We start from the raw sequence: 18,550 nt of genomic DNA, 5'->3' as shown, positions 1-18,550 counted from the left end.
CCGTCCCGCCTTCAGCGCCGCAGATCGAGCAGCATCACGTCACGGAGGTACGCGTTCCCGCCCGCGCCCGCGTTCCCGCCCGCGCCCGCGCCTGCCCCCGCGCCTGCGCCCGCGGCCTCGCCCGGGGGCCGGGCCTCGCCGATCTTGCGGTACCCCCACGCCCGGTAGGCGGCCGAGGCCGCCGCGGCCTCTTGGTGGACCTTCAGCAGCACCCGCTCGGCCGGGATGCCTTCGAGCAGTGCCGCGTGCAGCCGCCGCGCGACACCCTGTCCGCGCCACGGCCCGCGCACGGCGAGTTCGATGAGCCCGAAGGTGCGGCGGCCGTCCTCCCGCCGCATGGCGGCGGACACGGGCTCGGTGAGTTCGTCCCACCACACGGCGTCGGGCGCGAGCATCCAGCCGTAGGCCATGCCGGCCGGCTCGCCATGCGGGGTACGGGCCAGGGCCGCGCGGAAGGCGGGCCTGCGCGTCTGGTCGGGGAAGCGGCGGAAGGCCGCGGAGATCTCCTCGTCGGTCTCGTGGTACGGAGCCTCCGCGAACGCCTCGGCGTAGACCAGCCGGAACTCGTCTCCGGCCTTCACCGCGGCCGTGCCGTCCATGAGCTCTGTCGCGATGGTCCCTTGCCGCGTCATGTGGTCCCCCTTCGAACGGTTGGCTCTGAGTATGGGTACTCATGTATGCGCGTACGAGGCGGGGGAGGGTGGCAGGAACCCATGCAGACGGGCTCCGCGCACCAGGTGTCGCATCCGTAGCGAATCCAGCCCGGCTGCACGGTGTGTTGACGTACGTCATGACCGCCTCAGAAGGGGAACGCCTTGCGCACCACAGGACCAAGCCCGTCCCGCCGCACCGCACTCGGTCTCGGCGCCGGCGCGGCACTCTCCGCCGCCCTGCCCCTCGGTGGAACGGCACATGCCTTACCCGCCGGGGGCGCCATCACCGCTCGGCTGAGGGAGCTCGAGCAGCAGCACTCCGCCCGCCTGGGCGTGTTCGCCCGCAACATGGCCACGGGCAGGATGGTGGCGTACCGCGCAGACGAACGCTTCCCGATGTGCTCACTGTTCAAGACCGTCGCGGCCGCGGCCGTGCTGCGCGACCTCGACCACGACGGCGAGTTCCTGGCCAAGCGCATCCGGTACAGCGCGGAGTACGTAGAGAAGTCGGGCTACTCCCCCCGCACTGACACGGCCGAGAACCTCGAAAACGGCATGACCGTAGCCCAATTGTGCGACGCGGCCATCTGCTACAGCGACAACACCGCGGGAAACCTGCTGCTCCGCGAGCTGGGGGGACCGACCGCCATCACCCAATTCTGCCGCTCGATCGGGGACGGCAGCACCCGACTCGATCGATGGGAGCCCGAACTCAACTCGGCAGAACCCTGGCGCGTGACCGACACCACCACTCCCCGCGCCATCGGCCGGACCTACGCGCGCCTCACGCTCGGTGACGCGCTTACACCCCAGGACCGGGAACGGCTCACCGGCTGGATGCTTGCCAACACGACCAGCGGCGACAGATTCCGCGCCGGCCTCCCCGCCGGCTGGATCCTCGCCGACAAGACCGGCGGCGGGAAGTACGGGGGCAACAACGACGCGGGCATCACCTGGCCGCCGGATGGCCCACCGATCGTGATGGCCGTCCTGACGACCAAGCACGAGGAAGACGCACCGGCCGATCACCCGCTGGTGGCCAAGACCGCCGCATTGCTGGCGGCGGAACTGGTCTGAGGTCGGTTCGCGCGTGCTGGTCGCAGCCACTTGTCGAGCGCTGCGGCCGGCACGCGGGCCCATCCATTCGGGCCGGCCTAACGGGGGCCGTTCCGGGGGAGCTCGGCCCACACGGTCTTGCCGACGAGCCGGTCGGAGGCGCCCCAGCGCTGTGCGAGCGCGTCCACGATGTGCAGCCCACGCCCGAACTGGTCGTCATCGGCCGCCGCTCGCGGTTCGGGGCGGCGCTCTCCTTTCGGATCGGTGACCTCGATGCGGAGCGCTGCTCCGGTGAGGCGGACCTCGACCCGGAAGTACCGGTCCCGGACGGAGCCGTGCAGCAGCGCGTTCGTGGCCAGCTCGCTGGTCAGCAGCGCCGCGTCCGCCGCGAGCTCGGGCCGCCCCCACGCCACGGCGAGCCACGCGGTGTGCCGGCGGGCGGTGGGTACGGAGTCCTGGCGGGGCGGGTAGTTCCGTACGTCGTGACGCGTGAGTCCGTTCATGGCCGTGCACCTCCGGTACGGGCGGTGGCATGCCGGTGCCGTCTCGTGGACAGCCCGGTGCGCTTCCGCCAACTGACTCTGTGCGGTGAGTAGTTCGTTACTGACCGTAGGGCGGGTCATGCCAGGGGTGCAAGCTAAAACGGGGAAATCTATCCCCAAGGAGTAGTTGTGCGGTTCGGGCCGGGCGGGGAAGACTGCCCCAGGTACGAGGAGGTGGATCAAGTGCCCATGGACAACCGGGTATCCACGGTGCTGGCGCGTCGTTTGGGTGGGGAACTGCTGCGCTTGCGTGATGCTGCCGGCCTGACCCAGCCGCAGGCGGCGCAGGTGCTGAGTGCCACGGCGGCCAAGGTCGCCAAGATGGAGCGGGGCTGGGTTCCGTTCCGGGACCCGGACATCGTCGCCCTGTGCAAGCTCTACGGAGTGACGGACGAGGCCATAGTTCGCAGCCTGCTGTCACTGGCCAAGCTGGACCGTGAGCGGCGCAAGGCCAAGGGCTGGTGGCAGCACATGCCCATCGTGGGCGGCCTGGGCGAGTACATCGCCATGGAGGAGATCGCCACGCGTATCCGCACCTGGCATCCTGCCCTGGTCCCCGGGCTGCTTCAGACCCCCGAATACGTACGGGCGTTGGGGGTTACGTCCAACTGGTCGCACCCTGACGAGATCGAGGCCCTGGTGACCTCACGGATCAAGCGGCAGGCGCGGTTGCGGGGCGAATCGCCACTGGAGTTCCACGCGGTGCTGTGGGAAGCCGCTCTGCGCCACCAGGTCGGCAGCATCGAAGTGATGCGCGCTCAGCTCGACCATCTGGTGCAGATGGCGAAGCTGCCCCATGTCCACGTGCAGGTGCTGCCCTTCCGGGCAGGGAGACACCACGGCGTCGACGGCTCATTCAACATCGTTTCGTTCGCGGATCCAGGGGCGCTGGACGTCGGCTACGCCGAGACCATCGGCTCTACCCTGTGGGCAGAAGGGGCGGAGGCCAACGAGGCGTACGGCCGGGCGTTCGCGCGGGTGTCACAGCTGAGTCTTGCGCCGCACGACTCCACGAGCCTGATCGATGCCATCAGCAAAGGTATGTAAGCCGTGAACGAGTACGAGTTCGTGAAGTCCAGTTACAGCAGCGACCAAGCCAACACGGAGTGCGTGGAGGTGGCCACCAACATCGTCGGCACAGTCGCCGTCCGGGACAGCAAGCAGGGGGACGGGCCGGTCATCCGGGTCGGTGCAACCGCGTGGGCTGACTTCGCGGCGGCGCAGGCGGGGTGACCATCCGGGCCGGGCGGCTGACCCTGCTGCCCCTGGAGGTCTCGCACGCCGAGGAGATGGCCGTCGTACTGGGCGACCCGGAGCTGCACGCCTTCATCGGCGGCGAGCCGCTTACCGAGACGGCCCTGCGTGCGCGCTACGCGCGACTGGTCGCCGGTTCGCCGGACCCCGCCGTCACCTGGTGCAACTGGGTGGTCCGGCTCGACGCCGAGGACCGCCTGACCGGCACGGTCCAGGCGACCGTGTCCGGGGAGGGTGCCGAGATCGCCTGGGTCGTGGGTACGGCCTGGCAGCGCCGCGGCATCGCCGTCGAGGCGACCCGGGCGATGGTCGAGTGGCTCGGGACGCAGGCCGGCGTGCGCACCGTCATCGCGCACGTCCACCCCGACCACACCGCGTCCGCGGCCGTCGCCGCGCGGGTCGGGCTCGCCGCCACGGACCGGGTTCAGGACGGCGAGATCCGGTGGGAGGGACCCGCCTGACGGGGCATCGCCCGAGGGTGACGGCGTAGACGCAGGTCAAGGGCGTACGTAGGCCGGTTGCGCGGCGTGTCCGCGTGGGCGGTGCGGGGGCTCGGGTTGCGGGGGCTGACGGGGTGTCGGTGAGTGGGCTGGGACACGTCCCATGTCGCGTCCCACGTCACGTCACGCCCCGGCACGTCCCATGTCGGGGCTCCTCGACAGGAGAGATACGTTGCACCGCATCACGCGTTACACCGTCCCCGCCGCCCTCTGCCTGACCCTCCTGACCGCGTCCCCCGGTCTGGCGTCGGCGGCGGCGGAGTCGTCCGCGAAGCCGCAGGCCGCCGCCGCGTTCGTGGCGGCCGCGCCGGCCGGGAAGGCCGTCCCCGGTACGGAGGCCCTGCTCGCGCAGGTGCAGTCGCTGGGTGGGGTCGGCGGGCTGCTCAAGCCCATCACCGATCTGCTGGCGGCCGTCCTGAAGTCCCCCGACGGCAAGATCCCGGAGGCGGACCTGGCCGCCTTCAAGGAGAAGATCGCCGCCGCGATCGAGGACCTGAAGAAGAGCCTGCCCGCCGCCCCGGCCCTACCGGTACCGCTCCCGCCGGTGGACGCCCCGAACCTCCCGGTGGACCCGCCGAAGCTCCCGGTCGAGGCCCCGAAGCTCCCGGTGGACCCGCCGAAGCTCCCGGTCGAGGCCCCGAAGCTCCCGGTGGACCCGCCGAAGCTCCCGGTCGAGGCCCCGAAGCTCCCGGTGGCGGCCCCCGCCGTCCCCGTGGAGGCTCCGAAGCTGCCCGTGGCGCTCCCCGTCTCCGCCCACAAGGCCAAGCCCGCCGCCGGCCCGCTCGACCTGGCCACCGGTGCCATCGACAAGCTCAAGGGCTCCGTCGACGGCCTCACCAAGGCCGCCGGCCCCTGCGGCTGCTCCACCGACGCCAAGGCCAAGGCCACGGACGTGGTGACCGACCTGGTCGCAGCCCTCGTCGCCCTGCTCACAGGACTCGGCCTCCCGGGCCTGCCCCCGCTCCCGGTCCCGGCCCCGCCGCTCCCGGTCCCGCTGCCCGTCCAGTAGCGACCGCCGCACCCCCGGCCCCGGCGCTGCCCGCCCCAGAGCGGCAGCGCCCCGCCGGGCGCTGACGCAGCCGCTTGATGCCGTAGCTCAGGGGTACGACCCTGCGATGTGGCCACCCGGTCAGCAGGTGCGCAGTGCCTGAAGCAGTTGCCCCAGTGCGGCTTTGGTGTGGTCCAGGTCTTCGGGGTCGGAGGAGGATGCCAGCCAGAGGGCCGCCTCGTTCATCGCCCCCGACAGTAGGTGGACCAGCGGTGCGACCGGCTGCGAGGCGATGATCCCTGCGTCGATGAGGAAGGACAACGCGTCGGCGAGGTGGCGGGCCGAGGCGGCCTCGTCCATCGCCCGCCATTGACTCCATCCCAGCACGGCAGGCCCGTCGACAAGCATGACCCGTTGGATATCCGGATCGGTGGTCGCGGCGAGAAACTCCTGGCATCCGGCGGTCAGTTGAGCCCAGGGATCGTCGTGGGCGTCGGCGGCCGCGGCCACACGCCGGCCCACTTCCTGCTGCAACTCCTCCAGGACGGCGCGGAAGAGGTCCGCCTTGCCTGTGAAGTGGTGATAGAGCGCACCCTTGGTCACCCCGGCCGCCTGGACGATCTCCGCCAGGCCCACAGCGCCGTAGCCGCTGCCTGAGAACAGACGCCTGCCCTCTCGCAGCAGCGCCTGCCTGGTCTGCTCCCGCTGCTGCGCCCGGATGCCGTGCTGCTGCATCGCACTCCTCATTGACATACCGATGGTATGCGAATAACGTCACTCGCATACTGATGGTATGTGAAAGGGGTTCAGGTATGAAGCTGACCGGCTTCTATCCCGTGATCGGCACCGCGAAGCTGCGGGAGTCCCGCGACTTCTACACCCGGCTGCTGGAATTCGAGACGACGTTCGAGGCCGACTGGTACGTCAGCCTGCGCCGGCCGGGAGATCCCGCGTACGAGCTCGCTCTCCTCGACCACACCCACCCGACGATTCCGAAGGGCCACCGGGTCCCCGCACAGGGCCTGCTGCTCAACTTCGAAGTGGAGGACGTGGACGCGGAATGGGAACGGCTCGTCACCATCGAAGGGCTGCACCCCGTCCTTGAACTGCGCAGCGAGGACTTCGGGCAAAGGCACTTCATCGTGGCTGATCCCAACGGTGTCCTGATCGACGTCATCACGCCCATCGCCCCCACCGCGGAATACTCCGAGCAGTACGTCACCGGCTGACCGCTGCGCCTCCGCCCTGGCACTCGCGGGCGAGTGGCGGCCGCGTCCCCGGCCCGGCGCTCCCCGAGCAGCGGAACGCCTCCGCCCGCGGGGCCCGTTCGCCGAGCGGCCAGCGCCCCCGCGTGCCGCCGCGCGACCGTACGGACCCCCTTGACGCGCCCTCCGCACAGGTGGACGCTCCCGGGGCTCGGATCCGTAGGTGCGTTGGGGGGCCGGAATGCCGGAGCAGTCGGAGGGGCATGTCCAGACGGCGGGGGAGCTGCGGGCCGTGCTCGCGGTGCGCGGGGCGCGGTGGTCCGTGAGCGAGCACCTCGCCGACGGGGATCCCGTACCGAGGGCAGCCCTGGGACTGGGTGCGGCCACCGCGGTGGCTGCCGGGCTCACCCCCGCCGGGGCGGCGCCGCCGGTGGATCTGCGCGGCCTCGTAGGCCACGACAGCGGCAATCCGCACCTCAACCGGCGCAGGGCGGCGCACGGGCTGCTCCCGGGGACGGGCACGGGGGCGGTGACGGGTATGGGGATGGGGATGGACACGGTCACGCGGACGGGCACGGGCACGGGCACCGGCATCGCCACCGCCACCGCGGCCCCCGCCCGGCCGTCCGCCCTGGACTGGCGCAGCCGGTGGGGCTGGCCCTGGCTGACCAAGGTGAAGGACCAGAACCCGTGCAGCTCCTGCTGGGCGTTCGGGGCGGCCGGCCTGGTGGAGTCGATGGCCCGCATCGAGCACCACGTATGGGCCGAGCGCTCCGAGGGGGACGTGCACGACGGGCTGAAGGCGACCTGCGGACAGACGGGCAGCCCCGAGGACGCCCTCGACTGGATCCGGACCAACGGCGGACTCGCGGACCCGGGCTGCTGGCCGTACTCGCCGCCGCCGCCCGGTACCCCCGTCGACCGCCGGGAGGCCTGGCGGTCGGAGTACACCCCGAGCTGGGACCGCTCCGGGCGGACCGTCCGCATCACCGGGCACGTCCGCCTCGGCGACGTGGAGCAGCAGAAGGTGTGGCTGGACACGGTGGGCCCGCTGACCGCCTGCTTCGACGTGTACGAGGACTTCTTCGGCCTGGGCTCCGGCGTCTACCACCGCACCAGCGACCGCCTGGCGGGCGGTCACTGCGTCCTGATCACCGGCTACGACGACGCGGCCGGCTGCTGGCTGTTCAAGAACTCCTGGGGGACCGGCTACCACGTGGGCGGCCACGGCCGGATCGCGTACGGCGAGGTGCGGATCGACGACTGGGCGAAGTGCGGGCTGCAGGGCACCAACATCGACCCGTGGAGCAAGCGCCGCCTGCACACCGGCAACGTCTACGAGAGCGGCAACGGCCGTGCCCACCGCAACTTCGAGTTGGCGGCGCTCAGCGGGGACGGCGCGGACGGCGCGGGCGGCGGGCGCTCGCTGCGGCACTGGTGGCGCGCGGGCGACGCCCCCTTCGCGTGGACCCGCGCCCAGGACTTCGCCTCCGACGCCTCGGGCCAGCCCGCCTTCACGGGGACCACGTACAACCGGAACATGGAGTCGCTGCACGTCACCACCGGCGGCCGGCTGCGGCACTGGTACTACGAGCACTTCGGCGGCGCCTGGCGCGACGGCGGCGCCTTCGGCCCCGGCGACGCGGCGGTCGGGTCGACCCCGGCCTTCATCCAGAGCGACTACGGTGCGCCCGGCAACTTCGAGGTGGTCGTCCGCACCGCCGACGGCCGCCTCAACCACTGGTGGCGGATCAACGGCGCGCCCTGGACCTGGAACGACGGCGGCCGCTTCGGCTCCGGCATCGCCCACTTCGGCCCGGCCCTGGTCCAGACCCGCGCCCGCCACCTCGACCTGGTCGCCACCCGCGCCGACGGCCGGATGCAGCTGTGGTGGCGCGACGATCCGAACGGGTTCGTCTGGCGCCCCGGCGAGGTCTTCGGCTCCGGCATCACCTCAGCGCCCTGCCTGATCGAGGCGCAGCACGGGGCGGCCGACGAGGACACCGCCGGGAACTACGAGCTGTGCGTGACGGGCGGGGGCGGCCGCGTCGAGCACTGGTGGCGCGGCAACGCGGGCGGCGCCGCCTGGCAGCGCTCCGCCGTCTTCGGCCACGACGTGCTGGCGGTCACCGGGATGCTCCAGGGCAGCTTCGGGTTCAACCTGGAGGTGATCGTCCTGCGCACGGACCGCCGGCTCCAGCACTACTGGCGCGACGGCGACGGCTGGCAGGAGGGGCCGGTGATCGGCCCGGCGTAGGCCGTCTCCACAGGAGAGGAGTCCGCGTGGAGGTGCGTGAGGTGGTGCTCGCGCCCGGTGGGGCGTACGAGCTGCGGCTCACCGGTCGCGGTGCGCGCGGCTACGTCTGGACCTGGCGGGTGACCGGCGACGCGGACGCCGTCTCGGTGGCGGAGGGTCCGTCGGGGCCGCCGGTCCCCGCCGCCGCGGCGCCGCTGCCCGGGGCCGCGGTGGAGCGGCTGTACGTCGTGCGGGGGCTGGTGGCGGGCCGGGCCAGGATCCGCTTCGCGCAGGTTCGGCCGCCGTATCCGGACGAGGCCGCGTACGACGAGTTCGTGCTGGACGTCACGGTGCGCTGAGGCGCACGTCGCGCCCGGCCACGGGTCCACATCGTGACCCGCCGCGGGTCCACATCGTGACCTGCGGCCGGTCCACGTCATGACCCGCGGCCGGTCCGCATCGTGACCCCGCCACGCCCCGCTACCGGTCCGCATAATGGACACCCCCCGACTTGCACCCCTGTTGTATCTATGCTGTGCGCATGCCGCCCGCCCGTACCGCCGGTACCACCGTGACCGCTGCCGAACGCGTCTACCAACACGTCAAGCAGGCCGTGCTCGACCGCCGCTACGAGGGCGGCGTGCTGCTGACCGAAGGCGAGCTCGCGGTCGCCGTCGGGGTCTCGCGCACACCGGTGCGCGAGGCGCTGCTGCGGCTGGAGACCGAGGGGCTGCTGAAGCTGTACCCGAAGAAGGGCGCCCTCGTCCTCGCCGTCTCCGCCCAGGAGATCGCCGACGTGATCGAAACCCGGCTGCTGGTCGAGGAGTTCACCGTCCGGCGGGCCGTGCCCGCCCCGGCCGGACTGCTGGAACGGCTCGCGGAACTGGTCGAGGAGCAGCGCCGGCTCGGCGACGCGGGCGAGCTCGGGGCGATGATGGCCGCCGACCGCGCCTTCCACGCGGAGATCGTGCGCAGCGCCGGCAACCAGATCCTCTGCCGCCTGTACGACCAACTGCGCGACCGCCAGCTCCGGATGGGCGTGGCCCTGCTGCACGCGCACCCCGAGCGGGTGGAGCGGACGCTGGCCGAGCACCGGGAGATCCTCGACGCCCTGCGCGCGGGTGACGCCGACACGGCCGCCGCGGCGGTACGGGCCCACGTGAGCCGGGTCGGGGAACTGGTGCGGGGGTCCGGCCGATGAGCTCCGCGTCCGCCGCCCCGGCCGGCAACGCCCCCGCGGCCTCCCACGCCGTCTTCAAGGACCCGCCGGGCGGCCGCAAGGCGGTGCTCGTCTGGTCGATCGGCGTCGCCGTCTATTTCGTGGCGGTCATCTTCCGCACCAGCCTCGGCGTCGCCGGACTGGAGGCCGCCGACCGCTTCCACGTGAACGCCTCGGCGCTGTCCACGTTCTCCCTGCTCCAGCTCCTGGTCTACGCGGGCATGCAGATACCCGTCGGCCTGATGGTGGACAGGCTCGGCACCAAGAAGGTGCTCACCCTCGGCGCCGTGCTCTTCACCGCCGGCCAGATCGGCTTCGCGCTCTCCCCCTCCTACGGGATGGCCCTGGCGGCCCGCGCCCTGCTGGGTTGCGGGGACGCCATGACCTTCATCTCCGTCCTGCGGCTCGGCACCCGCTGGTTCCCGGCCCGCCGGGGCCCGCTGATGGCGCAGCTGGCCGGCCTGGTCGGGATGGCCGGCAACCTGATCTCCACGCTGGTGCTGGCCCCCGTGCTGCACGGCGTCGGCTGGGTGCCCGCGTTCGCGGGCAGCGCGGTGGCGGGGCTGGTCGTCCTGGTCCCGCTCGTACTGTTCCTGCGCGACCACCCGGAGGGGCACGAGCCCGCGCCGCGGGCGGCCGCCGGTGCGGGAAGCTCGGGTGCGGGAAGCTCCGGCGCGGGGGGCTTCGTACGGCGCCAGATCGCCGACTCCTGGAAGGAGCCCGGCACCAGGCTCGGCCTGTGGGTGCACTTCACGACGCAGTTCCCGGCGATGGTGTTCCTGCTGCTGTGGGGCATGCCCTTCCTCGTCGAGGCCCAGGGTCTCTCGCGCACCACCGCGGGCGGACTGCTGACGCTGGTGGTCGCCTCGAACATGGCGCTCGGGCTGGTCTACGGCCAGGTCGTCGGCCGCCGGCAGTCCTCCCGGATCCCGCTGGCCCTGGGCACGGTCGGCCTGACCGCCCTCCTGTGGGGTGCGGTCCTGGTCTACCCCGGGGACCACGCGCCGATGTGGCTGCTGATCGCGCTCTGCCTGGTGCTGGGCACGTGCGGGCCGGCCTCGATGATCGGCTTCGACTTCGCCCGCCCCGCCAACCCGGCGGACCGTCAGGGCACCGCCTCCGGAATCACCAACATGGGCGGTTTCATCGCCTCGATGACGACCCTGCTGGTGGTGGGCCTGCTGCTCGACGCCACCGGGGACAACTACCGCATCGCGTTCTCCTCGGTCTTCGTCCTGGAACTCCTGGGCATCGCCCAGATCCTGCGCCTGCGCGGCCGCGCCCTGGCCCGCGAACGCGAGCGGGCGGCTCCGGCCGCAGCGGCCGTACTTTCCTCACCGGCGCCGCCTCCGCCGGCCCCGGTGCCGGTGGCCACCGCCGTGGCCACCGCCGTGGCCGGCACCCCCGTCGGCACCCCTGCCGACCCTGGGCCGGCCCGGTGAGGTCCGGTGCCGGCCCGGCATCCGCGTAGGCCCCCGTACGGCGGGGGACGGGACCGGCGGGACAGACCCCCGTCCTTTCCCACCCGTCCGTCCGTCCGCTCCGCGAAGTCGGGTTCCGGCCAACGCGTGCCGAGCCTACGAGGGCCCCGCGCGGCCGCGTGTGCCCTGGGCGCAGGGACTGTTGACAATGCGCGCAGCGGGTTTTGCGGCCGGTGGGGCGGATTGCACCGCCGCGCGGCGGAACGCGCGGGGACCGGCTCCGTACGTTGCGCGGAACAGGCGGCTGAACACCGAGGCGTTGGTGAATCCCCAGCGCAGGGCCACGGTGTGGACGGGGACGGCGAGCCGTCCGGGGTCGGAGAGGTCCTCGCGGCAGCGCTCCAGCCGGCGCCGGCGGATCGCGGCCGCCACGCTCTCCCCGCGCTCCCGGAAGAGGAGCTGGAGCCTGCGCAGCGAGAGGCCGTGCCGGGCGGCGACCACGGAAGGGCTCAGCTCGGGATCGCCGAGGTTGTGCCCGATGAAGGTGTCGATCCGGGTCAGCAGCGCCCGGGTGCGGCTCTCCTCGGACAGCTCGCCCGCGCCCTGGCCCTCGCCGTCGCCCGCGCCCCCGATGCCGGGTCGCCCGGCGAGGCAGGCGCCGGCCAGATCGAGCGCGATGGAGCGCAGCTGCTCCAGCTCGGCCGGCGCGCACTCCTCCCCGTGCACGGCCAGGGAGTGCAGGTACCGCGCGAGGATCGCCCCCACGCCCCGGTCGGCGGGGATCCGCGCCGGGTCCCCCGGGAGGGACCCGGCCTCAGGGGACCCGGGCTCAGAGGCCCCGGGCTCAGAGGCCCCGGGCTCAGAGGCCCCGGGCTCAAAGGACCCGGACTCAAAGGACCCGGACTCAGAGGCCCCGGACTCAGAGGCCCCGGGCTCAAAGGCCCCGGCCTCAGGGGACCCCGACTCGGGGGACGACATCACCGGCCGCACCATGGCCACACCAAGGGTTCCCGAACCGGCCCCGGACCTACGGGGTCACGGAGAAGTGGGTCAGGATCGCCTCGGCCAGCGCCGGGTCGCCCTCCACCTTCACCCGGTCGGCGACGGTGTGCGCCCGCACCCGGCCGCCCGCGAGGCGTACGTACGTCTCCCAGTCCAGGGTCAGCGTCACCGCGGGCCCCAGCGAGGGGGCCTTGTCGATGGTGCCGCGGCCGTCCGCGTCGACCCGTACGGTCCGCATGAACTCCAGCGCCCCGTGCACGTCGATGACGACGGCCGAGTTCGCGGGCGCGCCCGCCTTCTTCGCGACCACCTTCGGCAGCCCGGACAGCAGGACGTCCCTGGCCACGTAGGCACCCGGCGAGTCCCAGTTCCCCGGTACCCCCAGGGCCGCCCGCAGGTCCTGCTCGTGCATCCACACGTCGAAGGCGCGCAGCCGCAGCGAGTGCTCCAGGGTGGCCGGCTCGCCCAGCGGGCCGCGGATCATCGTGTCCGGATCCCGCTTCTCGTTCCGCAGCTGCCGGGAGCGGCGGATGATCGTGTACTCCAGCTCGGAGGTCATCTCGGGCGCGGTGTGGTGGCGCCGCACGTCGACCTGCACCTCCATGTACCGGGAGAACTCGTCGACCACGTGCCGCAGGTCCCGCGGCAGGGTGTGGATCGGCCGCGGGTCGCCCAGCTGCTCGCACTCGATGCCGATGACGTGGGACACGACATCGCGCACGGACCAGTTCGGGCAGGGCGTCGCCCGGCTCCACTCGCCTTCCGTCAACGGAAGGACCAGCTCGGATATCGCCTCGATGGAGTGGGTCCACGCGTCGGCATAGGGCTGAAGGCTGGGATGCGGATGGACGGTCAACGGGACCCCTCGCGTGCTGTTCGTTGGCCTGTTGGCGCGTTCGCGCGTTGGCGGCGTTCTGGAAGCTTGTGCAATGGCTTCAAAACTACGCTGCCGGTGAGCACCCCGGCAGTGCTTTCGTGTGACGATCGTAGGCCCGAGTTGACGGCTTGAAAGCCAGGACGGTGGTACTGTGCGCGCTTCCCTGATCCAAATCGCGGTGAATGAGGGGGAGTCGGTGGTTTCCCGCCGCTCCCGGGTCGCCGACCTCGTACGCGAACAGTCCGGTTCGGACCTCGTCGTCCTGCCCGAACTGTGGACCGTGGGCGCCTTCGCCTACGAACAGTTCGAGACAGAGGCCGAGCCGCTGGACGGTCCGACCTACGGGGCCATGGCCGCGGCCGCCCGCGACGCCGGGGTCTGGCTGCACGCCGGCTCCTTCGTGGAGCGCGCGGGTGACGGTTCGCTCTACAACACCGCGCTCGTCCTCTCTCCCACGGGCGAGCTCGCCGCCACGTACCGCAAGATCCACCGCTTCGGCTTCGACCAGGGCGAGGCCGTCCTGATGTCCGCCGGCGAGTCCCTGACCACGGTCGCCCTGCCGGAGCAGACCCTGGGCCTCGCCACCTGCTACGACCTCCGCTTCCCGGAACTGTTCCGCGGCCTGGTCGACGCCGGGGCGACGACACTGGTCGTCTCGGCGGGCTGGCCGGCCCGCCGCCGGGGCCACTGGACCCTGCTGAACCGGGCGCGCGCCGTCGAGGACCAGTCGTACGTCCTCGCCTGCGGCACGGCCGGGACCAACGGGGGCGTGGAGCAGGCCGGCCACAGCCTGGCCGTGGACCCGTGGGGCGAGGTCCTCGCGGAGGCGGGCCCGGGGGAGGAGGTCCTGACGGTGGACCTCGACCCGAAGAAGGTCGCCGAGACCCGCGAGCAGTTCCCGGCCCTGAAGGACCGCCGCCTGGGCCGCTGAGCCCGCAGGGGGCCCGGCGGCGGCTGCGACCGCTGCTGCGACCGACCGGTGCTGCGACCGACCGTGCTAATCGTCGTCGCCCGGGCCCTCCCGCTCCTTCTCCGCCATCCGGATCACGCACACCGCGACGGCGATCAGCAGCGAGGCGTCGGCGTCCTCGCGGACCACGTCGACGGCGTACGTATCGCGGACCCGGTACCACTGGCGGGAGATCAGCGCGAGCAGCTCCCCCTCGTACTCGACCTTGAACTCCCGGTCCAGGATCCGCCCGCTGACATCGAGCTCGGTGCCCTCGCTGAGCGTGACCCGGTAGTGGTTGCGCAGCAGCGAGAACCGCTTCTTCCGGATCACCGCGAGCCGCCGCTCGTCGCGCTCCAGCGTCATCGCGTCGCGCAGGGCGAAGAGCTTTTCCCGCAGCGTGATGAGGATCCGCCCGTCGGGGTCCTTCAGCTCCAGGGTGTCCCGGAACCGCAGGGCCTTCCCGTCGACGAGGAAGGCGTGCCGCCCGTCCTCGTCCTCGATCCAGTAGTCGTCCCCGATGGCCAGCATCTTGTCCCGTACCAGGTATTTCACGCCCTCATCGCTGCCCGCGATAGGTTCCGGTCATGCCCCTCCTCTACGTGACCGACCTGGCCTACCCGGCGCGCGGCCGCCGCTACGGCGACGAGGACGTCTTCCTCACCGCACGCCTGCGCGAGCACTTCCCCCTGGCCCTGTGCCACCCGCTGGACGCGGAGGCCCTCCTCCCGGCCTTCGACACCGTGGTCGTCCGCAACAGCGGCCCGGTCCTCCACCACCAGCGGGCCTACGACTCCTTCCGCGCGGCCGCCCTCGCCGCCGGCACCCGGGTCTACAACCCGCTGACGGGCCGGGGCGACATGGCGGGCAAGCAGTACCTGGTGGACCTGACCGCCTCGGGCCACCCGGTCATCCCCACGATCGACGACCCGGCGGACCTGTCGGTGCTGCCGTCCGTGCCCTCGTACGCGGTGAAGCCGAAGCAGGGCGCGGACTCGATAGGCCTGACCTTCACCCCGCACCCGGACTGCGCCCCGGGGGAGTTCCTGATCCAGCCGCGCATCGACTTCGCGTACGAGGTCTCCTTCTACTTCGTGGACGACGCCTTCCAGTACGCCCTCTACGCCCCCGACCCGGCCCGCCGCTGGGAACTGATCCCCTACGACCCCACCCCGGCGGACCTGGCCTTCGCCCGCACCTTCATCGCGTGGAACACCCTCACGCACGGCATCCAGCGCGTGGACGCCTGCCGCGCCCCCTCGGGCGACCTCCTCCTGGTGGAGCTGGAGGACCTCAACCCGTACCTCTCCCTGGACCTCCTCCCGCCCGAGGTCCAGGACACCTTCGTCACCGCCCTGGTCGACTCCCTCCACAGCTTTGGAGCGTGATCCGAAGGGCGTGCCCTAGACCCGCGCGGTCCTGACACCGCGCTGCCGCGCGACGTAGCGGAGCAGGGCCCAGATCGCCGTGGCGTTGACGAGGGCGCTGAACAGGATCGCGCCGTAGAAGCCGAACTGGGACGCCATGTCGAACTTGCCGTCGAAGGACGTGTCCGTTGCCACCCAGTCCGCGGGGCGCGAGGCGGACTCCGGTACGAACTCCGTCGGCACCGGCTCGGGAGGCGGCGTAGAGCCTTCGTAGACGGGCCCGTCGACCGGGGGCGTCTCGTCCAGGGCCGCTGCCGCGGGTCCGAAGGACATCAGCAGCACGATGCTGACCGGCGCGGTGGCCAGGATCGGCCAGACTCCGAAGAACCCGACGTCCCCGGTCCGGCTGCCGACCGCGAGGTAGGCCAGCATCGCGACCACCACCGCCAGGTACGCACCGGGCACCCACATCTCAGCCTTCGACCAGCGCCGCACCATGACGTTCCCCGTTCCCGTTCCCGTTCCGCTTCGTTCGCTCTGTTGCCAGTCTCGAAGCTGCCGGCTTCCGCCACCTGAGTACGCCTACTCATCCTGCTCGGCCCTGCGTACCTGGTCAGAGCCGTGCATGGTCATCACGTCGGGGACACCGCGCGACGTATCGCCTCATGTCCGGCACACGGCGGCGGAGGCTTCCGGGACTAGAGCCCGGCCGTGTCGAGCACGATCCCGAACGGCTCCGGGATGCGGACCGGGGCCCCGAAGGGATGGGGGCCGTCGACCTCGGTGTAGCCGAGCCGGCCGGGCCCGGAGAACAGGGTGACGGTCTTGTCCATCCGGTCCACCAGCAGGTACAGCGGGGCCCCGTACTCGGCGTAGAGCTTGCGCTTGACGACGCGGTCGGTTTCCGCGTTGGACTCGGAGGTGATCTCTACGACGAGCAGCGTCTGATCGGGGAGAAGGGCCCCGCCGCCTCTCGCCAGATCTTTCGGCGCCACCGCGAGGTCGGGTACGTACCAGTTCGCCGATCCTGGGAGATCGAGGTTGCCGGAACCCGTGACGCAGCCCAGTTCCCTCACCCGCGGCTTGAGCTGATCGCGGATCTCCTCGGCCGCGTTCTCGTGGTCCCAGCTCGGTGTCACGTGCGTGAGGATCCCTTCGACGATCTCGGAGCGGTCCCCGCTCCAGTGCTGGATGGCGTACTTCAGCGCGTGCTCGGGGTCGATGCCCTCGCTGTAGTCGTGCGCGGTGGTCATGCGGGACGCCTCCTTCGCTGCCTGCCCGCCCAGCGTCCCACGGGCTCCCGCCCGGCGTCGTCACCCCGAGGAGTGCACGGGGGCGGGGTGGCCGAGTTTCTTGATGTCGACGTGGACGAGCTCGCCGGCTTCTCGCGTTCGTAGCGTCGTATGACACGGCCGGTGGCCGTTCAAGACGCTTCAGCCGAGACCTCCATCCCCCGTCCACAACCTCCCGCGGCAAATCCACCTGGACCTGCGCGGTCCTGACACCGCGCTGCCGCGCCACGTAGCGGAGCAGGGCCCAGATCGCCGTGGCGTTGACGAGGGCACTGAACAGGGGCCGGCGAGATAACGCTTGGGTCACGGTCGCGGCTCGCGTGCAGCAGCCGGGCAGCGGGCTCCGTCAGGTAGGCCGGGGGAGCCAAAGGGGCTTCGGGGGGAGGGGCGCGGATGATCAAGAGGCACGGGCCGGGTGGCCATGAGAACCGCTGACGTTCCGGCCTTCACGGCCTTCGTGCAGGCACGGTCCTCGGCACTGTTCAGGACCGCCCTGCTGATCACCGGTGAGCGGCACGTGGCCGACGACCTGGTGCAGTCCACGCTGGAGCAGGTGTGCCGCCACTGGCGCAAGGTCCGCTCCGCCGACGCGCCGGAGGCCTACGCGCGCCGGATCCTGGTGAACCTCGCGAACGACCGCTGGCGCAAGCTGCGCGGCCGCGCGGAAGTCCCCCTGGACGACGGCATCGGGGGCGTCGGAGGCATCGGGGGCGTCGGAGGCGGGCCCGCCGTCGACCCGTACAAAGGGCTGGTGGCCCGCGACGAGTTGATGCGCGGACTGCAGTCCCTGCCGGTCGGCATGCGCACCGTACTGGTGCTGCGCTACTTCGAGGACCTCGACGACGCGGAGATCGGCCGCTTGATGAACATCTCGGCCGGCTCGGTCCGGTCCCAGGTGGCCCGGGGCCTGTCGAAGCTCCGGTCGACCGTCGGTACACAGGCACTGCGAGCGGGTTCGGAAGGGGCGGCATGAAGGACTTCGACCTGGAGGAGGAGCTGGCCGCGGCCATGCTCGACCGCGCGGCCCAGGAACCGCCGCGCAGCTACGACGTGGACGGCGTGATCGGGCGGGTACGCCACCGCAGGCGCCGCCTGCAGACGGGTGCGGCGGCCGCCGCGGTGATCGTGGCCCTGGGCGCCGGCTTCGCTGTCCAGGAGGGCCGGGACCACACCCCGACACCCGCACCGGCCGCGACCGCCCCAGGTCCCGACATGCCGCCCGCCCCCTCCCCTCCCGTCCCCTCCCCACCCGCCAAACTGCCCCCGATCGACCCGGCCCGGACGACGAACACCCTGTTCCTCTCCGCCCTGCGCTACCAGAACCCGGCCACCCGCTCCCAGGTGGACCAGGCCGAGGTGGCGGCCCTGTTCGCCAACGAGCCCACGTACCACCGCATTTGGGGCACCGACTCGCTCGGCGTGACCTGCGGCGAGGCGGTCGACGGCGTCCTGCTGCCGGGTCAGGCCCTGCTGTACCGGGGGACCGAACCGCTCGACCGAAGCCCTTCCCTCACCTTCGACGGGACCACGGGGAAGGTGGTCGACCTGACCTGCACGGCGAACTCCGGAGGCGGCAAGGGCGGCGACCCGACGGTCTCCGGCTTCTACGGAGGACTGGTGGCGGCCGCCAAGTCCGGTAGCTCCACGGCACCGGCGACGCTCGCGAAGCGGTTCGTGACCGCGCACCTGCGCTCCACCCAGGGCCCCGCCGCCGCGACCTGCTCGCCCGCCACGCCCCCCTTCTGGCTCGCCGACAATCCCTCGTCCGGAACCCTCACCCACGGATGGACCATGAACCTCGGCGGCGCCTCCGCCTTCCCGATCGAGATCGACGAGACCGAGAAGATCACCCGCTCCTGCGGCGGCTGACCCGCACCGCCGACCGCCGCTGACCCGCCCGCGCAGGCAGGAGCATGCGCCGCGGGGCGATGTCCGCGTGCCCGGACATCCGAAAGCGAGTGCCCGTATGAAGCACCCGAAGGTCTCAGG

The 18,550-nt window shown here is 72.0% G+C and carries 22 protein-coding genes; 14 read left to right on the top strand and 8 right to left on the bottom strand.

Translation table 11 applies throughout. The annotated features are described in order from the left end of the window. Positions 1-11 precede the first annotated feature (11 nt). Positions 12-632 (bottom strand): GNAT family N-acetyltransferase, encoded by a 621-nt coding sequence (locus ACIQV3_RS28750; RefSeq protein WP_403716837.1) that lies wholly within the window; start codon positions 630-632, stop codon positions 12-14. 183 nt (positions 633-815) lie between these two features. On the opposite strand from ACIQV3_RS28750, the gene bla reads away from it, so the two are divergent. Continuing rightward, entirely contained in the window at positions 816-1,730 is a 915-nt protein-coding gene (gene bla, locus ACIQV3_RS28745; RefSeq protein ID WP_403716834.1) for a class A beta-lactamase, read from the top strand. Positions 1,731-1,807: 77 nt separating this feature from the next. Here the strand turns inward: bla and ACIQV3_RS28740 are convergent, their stop codons facing one another. Beyond that, a complete protein-coding gene (locus ACIQV3_RS28740) occupies positions 1,808-2,212 on the bottom strand; it encodes an ATP-binding protein (protein ID WP_403716832.1) in 405 nt (134 codons plus the stop codon). Positions 2,213-2,440: 228 nt separating this feature from the next. Between ACIQV3_RS28740 and ACIQV3_RS28735 the strand changes: the two genes are divergently transcribed. The 4 genes from ACIQV3_RS28735 to ACIQV3_RS28720 all read left to right on the top strand — a co-directional run bounded on the left by ACIQV3_RS28735 (position 2,441) and on the right by ACIQV3_RS28720 (position 5,014). Further along, positions 2,441-3,298: a helix-turn-helix domain-containing protein gene (locus ACIQV3_RS28735; RefSeq protein WP_403716917.1), complete on the top strand. Its 858-nt coding sequence runs from the start codon at positions 2,441-2,443 to the stop codon at positions 3,296-3,298. A 3-nt stretch (positions 3,299-3,301) separates the two neighbouring features. Beyond that, positions 3,302-3,484 (top strand): DUF397 domain-containing protein, encoded by a 183-nt coding sequence (locus tag ACIQV3_RS28730; RefSeq protein ID WP_403716830.1) that lies wholly within the window; start codon positions 3,302-3,304, stop codon positions 3,482-3,484. Then, on the top strand, positions 3,481-3,966 hold the full coding sequence (locus ACIQV3_RS28725) for a GNAT family N-acetyltransferase (RefSeq protein ID WP_403716826.1): 486 nt from the start codon (positions 3,481-3,483) through the stop codon (positions 3,964-3,966). Before ACIQV3_RS28730 ends, ACIQV3_RS28725 begins: the two co-directional genes overlap by 4 nt. 211 nt (positions 3,967-4,177) lie before the next feature. Beyond that, the gene (locus ACIQV3_RS28720; RefSeq protein WP_403716824.1) at positions 4,178-5,014 is read left to right on the top strand and encodes a hypothetical protein; all 837 of its coding nucleotides are present in this window, start codon (positions 4,178-4,180) and stop codon (positions 5,012-5,014) included. A gap of 120 nt (positions 5,015-5,134) precedes the next feature. Here ACIQV3_RS28720 and ACIQV3_RS28715 read toward each other — a convergent pair whose 3' ends face one another. Next, entirely contained in the window at positions 5,135-5,728 is a 594-nt protein-coding gene (locus ACIQV3_RS28715) for a TetR/AcrR family transcriptional regulator (protein ID WP_403716822.1), read from the bottom strand. 77 nt (positions 5,729-5,805) lie between these two features. On the opposite strand from ACIQV3_RS28715, the gene ACIQV3_RS28710 reads away from it, so the two are divergent. From ACIQV3_RS28710 to ACIQV3_RS28690, 5 genes are all read left to right on the top strand, one after another. Beyond that, the gene (locus ACIQV3_RS28710) at positions 5,806-6,222 is read left to right on the top strand and encodes a VOC family protein (RefSeq protein ID WP_403716820.1); all 417 of its coding nucleotides are present in this window, start codon (positions 5,806-5,808) and stop codon (positions 6,220-6,222) included. Between the two features lie 217 nt (positions 6,223-6,439). Continuing rightward, positions 6,440-8,455, top strand: a complete 2,016-nt coding sequence (locus ACIQV3_RS28705) for a C1 family peptidase (protein WP_403716818.1) — start codon at positions 6,440-6,442, stop codon at positions 8,453-8,455. Between the two features lie 26 nt (positions 8,456-8,481). Then, the gene (locus ACIQV3_RS28700; RefSeq protein WP_403716817.1) at positions 8,482-8,793 is read left to right on the top strand and encodes a protease inhibitor I42 family protein; all 312 of its coding nucleotides are present in this window, start codon (positions 8,482-8,484) and stop codon (positions 8,791-8,793) included. Between the two features lie 182 nt (positions 8,794-8,975). Next, positions 8,976-9,635, top strand: a complete 660-nt coding sequence (locus tag ACIQV3_RS28695; protein WP_403716815.1) for a GntR family transcriptional regulator — start codon at positions 8,976-8,978, stop codon at positions 9,633-9,635. After that, positions 9,632-11,095 carry a nitrate/nitrite transporter gene (locus ACIQV3_RS28690; protein WP_403716813.1) on the top strand — a complete coding sequence of 488 codons (1,464 nt, stop codon included), beginning with the start codon at positions 9,632-9,634 and terminating at the stop codon, positions 11,093-11,095. Before ACIQV3_RS28695 ends, ACIQV3_RS28690 begins: the two co-directional genes overlap by 4 nt. A gap of 135 nt (positions 11,096-11,230) precedes the next feature. Here the strand turns inward: ACIQV3_RS28690 and ACIQV3_RS28685 are convergent, their stop codons facing one another. Beyond that, positions 11,231-11,839, bottom strand: coding sequence for a helix-turn-helix domain-containing protein (locus ACIQV3_RS28685; protein WP_403716811.1), 609 nt, complete (start codon positions 11,837-11,839; stop codon positions 11,231-11,233). Between the two features lie 262 nt (positions 11,840-12,101). Beyond that, entirely contained in the window at positions 12,102-12,932 is an 831-nt protein-coding gene (locus ACIQV3_RS28680; RefSeq protein WP_403716809.1) for a maleylpyruvate isomerase family mycothiol-dependent enzyme, read from the bottom strand. A 172-nt stretch (positions 12,933-13,104) separates the two neighbouring features. Here ACIQV3_RS28680 and ACIQV3_RS28675 point away from each other — a divergent pair, with 172 nt between their 5' ends. Beyond that, positions 13,105-13,884, top strand: a complete 780-nt coding sequence (locus ACIQV3_RS28675; RefSeq protein ID WP_403716807.1) for a carbon-nitrogen family hydrolase — start codon at positions 13,105-13,107, stop codon at positions 13,882-13,884. Positions 13,885-13,950: 66 nt separating this feature from the next. Here the strand turns inward: ACIQV3_RS28675 and ACIQV3_RS28670 are convergent, their stop codons facing one another. Next, positions 13,951-14,457: an LURP-one-related/scramblase family protein gene (locus ACIQV3_RS28670; RefSeq protein ID WP_403716805.1), complete on the bottom strand. Its 507-nt coding sequence runs from the start codon at positions 14,455-14,457 to the stop codon at positions 13,951-13,953. A 32-nt stretch (positions 14,458-14,489) separates the two neighbouring features. Here ACIQV3_RS28670 and ACIQV3_RS28665 point away from each other — a divergent pair, with 32 nt between their 5' ends. Next, entirely contained in the window at positions 14,490-15,290 is an 801-nt protein-coding gene (locus ACIQV3_RS28665) for a hypothetical protein (RefSeq protein ID WP_403716803.1), read from the top strand. 15 nt (positions 15,291-15,305) lie between these two features. Here the strand turns inward: ACIQV3_RS28665 and ACIQV3_RS28660 are convergent, their stop codons facing one another. Together ACIQV3_RS28660 and ACIQV3_RS28655 are read right to left on the bottom strand one after the other, a co-directional pair. After that, complete coding sequence (locus ACIQV3_RS28660) at positions 15,306-15,767, bottom strand: SCO4225 family membrane protein (RefSeq protein ID WP_403716800.1); 462 nt, start codon at positions 15,765-15,767, stop codon at positions 15,306-15,308. A gap of 200 nt (positions 15,768-15,967) precedes the next feature. Next, positions 15,968-16,522 carry a Uma2 family endonuclease gene (locus tag ACIQV3_RS28655; protein WP_403716798.1) on the bottom strand — a complete coding sequence of 185 codons (555 nt, stop codon included), beginning with the start codon at positions 16,520-16,522 and terminating at the stop codon, positions 15,968-15,970. Between the two features lie 460 nt (positions 16,523-16,982). Here ACIQV3_RS28655 and ACIQV3_RS28650 point away from each other — a divergent pair, with 460 nt between their 5' ends. Continuing rightward, positions 16,983-17,534, top strand: coding sequence for a SigE family RNA polymerase sigma factor (locus ACIQV3_RS28650; RefSeq protein ID WP_403716796.1), 552 nt, complete (start codon positions 16,983-16,985; stop codon positions 17,532-17,534). After that, positions 17,531-18,430, top strand: a complete 900-nt coding sequence (locus tag ACIQV3_RS28645; RefSeq protein WP_403716794.1) for a hypothetical protein — start codon at positions 17,531-17,533, stop codon at positions 18,428-18,430. The genes ACIQV3_RS28650 and ACIQV3_RS28645 overlap by 4 nt, the downstream gene beginning before the upstream one ends. The last annotated feature ends 120 nt before the right edge of the window (positions 18,431-18,550 follow it).

The organism is Streptomyces sp. NPDC099050 (genome assembly GCF_044759865.1).
Taxonomy (GTDB): Bacteria; Actinomycetota; Actinomycetes; order Streptomycetales; family Streptomycetaceae; genus Streptomyces.
The sequence above is the reverse complement of the archived record's forward strand: the minus strand, read 5'-3'. Positions and strand labels throughout refer to the sequence as shown.

Excerpts from the sequence above, each read along its gene's own strand:
- ACIQV3_RS28710 (WP_403716820.1), top strand. The coding sequence starts at position 5,806 with ATGAAGCTGACCGGCTTCTATCCCGTGATCGGCACCGCGAAGCTGCGG.
- ACIQV3_RS28665 (WP_403716803.1), top strand. The coding sequence starts at position 14,490 with ATGCCCCTCCTCTACGTGACCGACCTGGCCTACCCGGCGCGCGGCCGC.
- ACIQV3_RS28735 (WP_403716917.1), top strand. The coding sequence starts at position 2,441 with ATGGACAACCGGGTATCCACGGTGCTGGCGCGTCGTTTGGGTGGGGAA.
- ACIQV3_RS28655 (WP_403716798.1), bottom strand. The coding sequence starts at position 16,522 with ATGACCACCGCGCACGACTACAGCGAGGGCATCGACCCCGAGCACGCG.
- ACIQV3_RS28705 (WP_403716818.1), top strand. The coding sequence starts at position 6,440 with ATGCCGGAGCAGTCGGAGGGGCATGTCCAGACGGCGGGGGAGCTGCGG.
- ACIQV3_RS28660 (WP_403716800.1), bottom strand. The coding sequence starts at position 15,767 with ATGGTGCGGCGCTGGTCGAAGGCTGAGATGTGGGTGCCCGGTGCGTAC.
- ACIQV3_RS28690 (WP_403716813.1), top strand. The coding sequence starts at position 9,632 with ATGAGCTCCGCGTCCGCCGCCCCGGCCGGCAACGCCCCCGCGGCCTCC.
- ACIQV3_RS28715 (WP_403716822.1), bottom strand. The coding sequence starts at position 5,728 with ATGCAGCAGCACGGCATCCGGGCGCAGCAGCGGGAGCAGACCAGGCAG.
- ACIQV3_RS28650 (WP_403716796.1), top strand. The coding sequence starts at position 16,983 with ATGAGAACCGCTGACGTTCCGGCCTTCACGGCCTTCGTGCAGGCACGG.
- ACIQV3_RS28695 (WP_403716815.1), top strand. The coding sequence starts at position 8,976 with ATGCCGCCCGCCCGTACCGCCGGTACCACCGTGACCGCTGCCGAACGC.
- ACIQV3_RS28645 (WP_403716794.1), top strand. The coding sequence starts at position 17,531 with ATGAAGGACTTCGACCTGGAGGAGGAGCTGGCCGCGGCCATGCTCGAC.
- ACIQV3_RS28750 (WP_403716837.1), bottom strand. The coding sequence starts at position 632 with ATGACGCGGCAAGGGACCATCGCGACAGAGCTCATGGACGGCACGGCC.
- ACIQV3_RS28740 (WP_403716832.1), bottom strand. The coding sequence starts at position 2,212 with ATGAACGGACTCACGCGTCACGACGTACGGAACTACCCGCCCCGCCAG.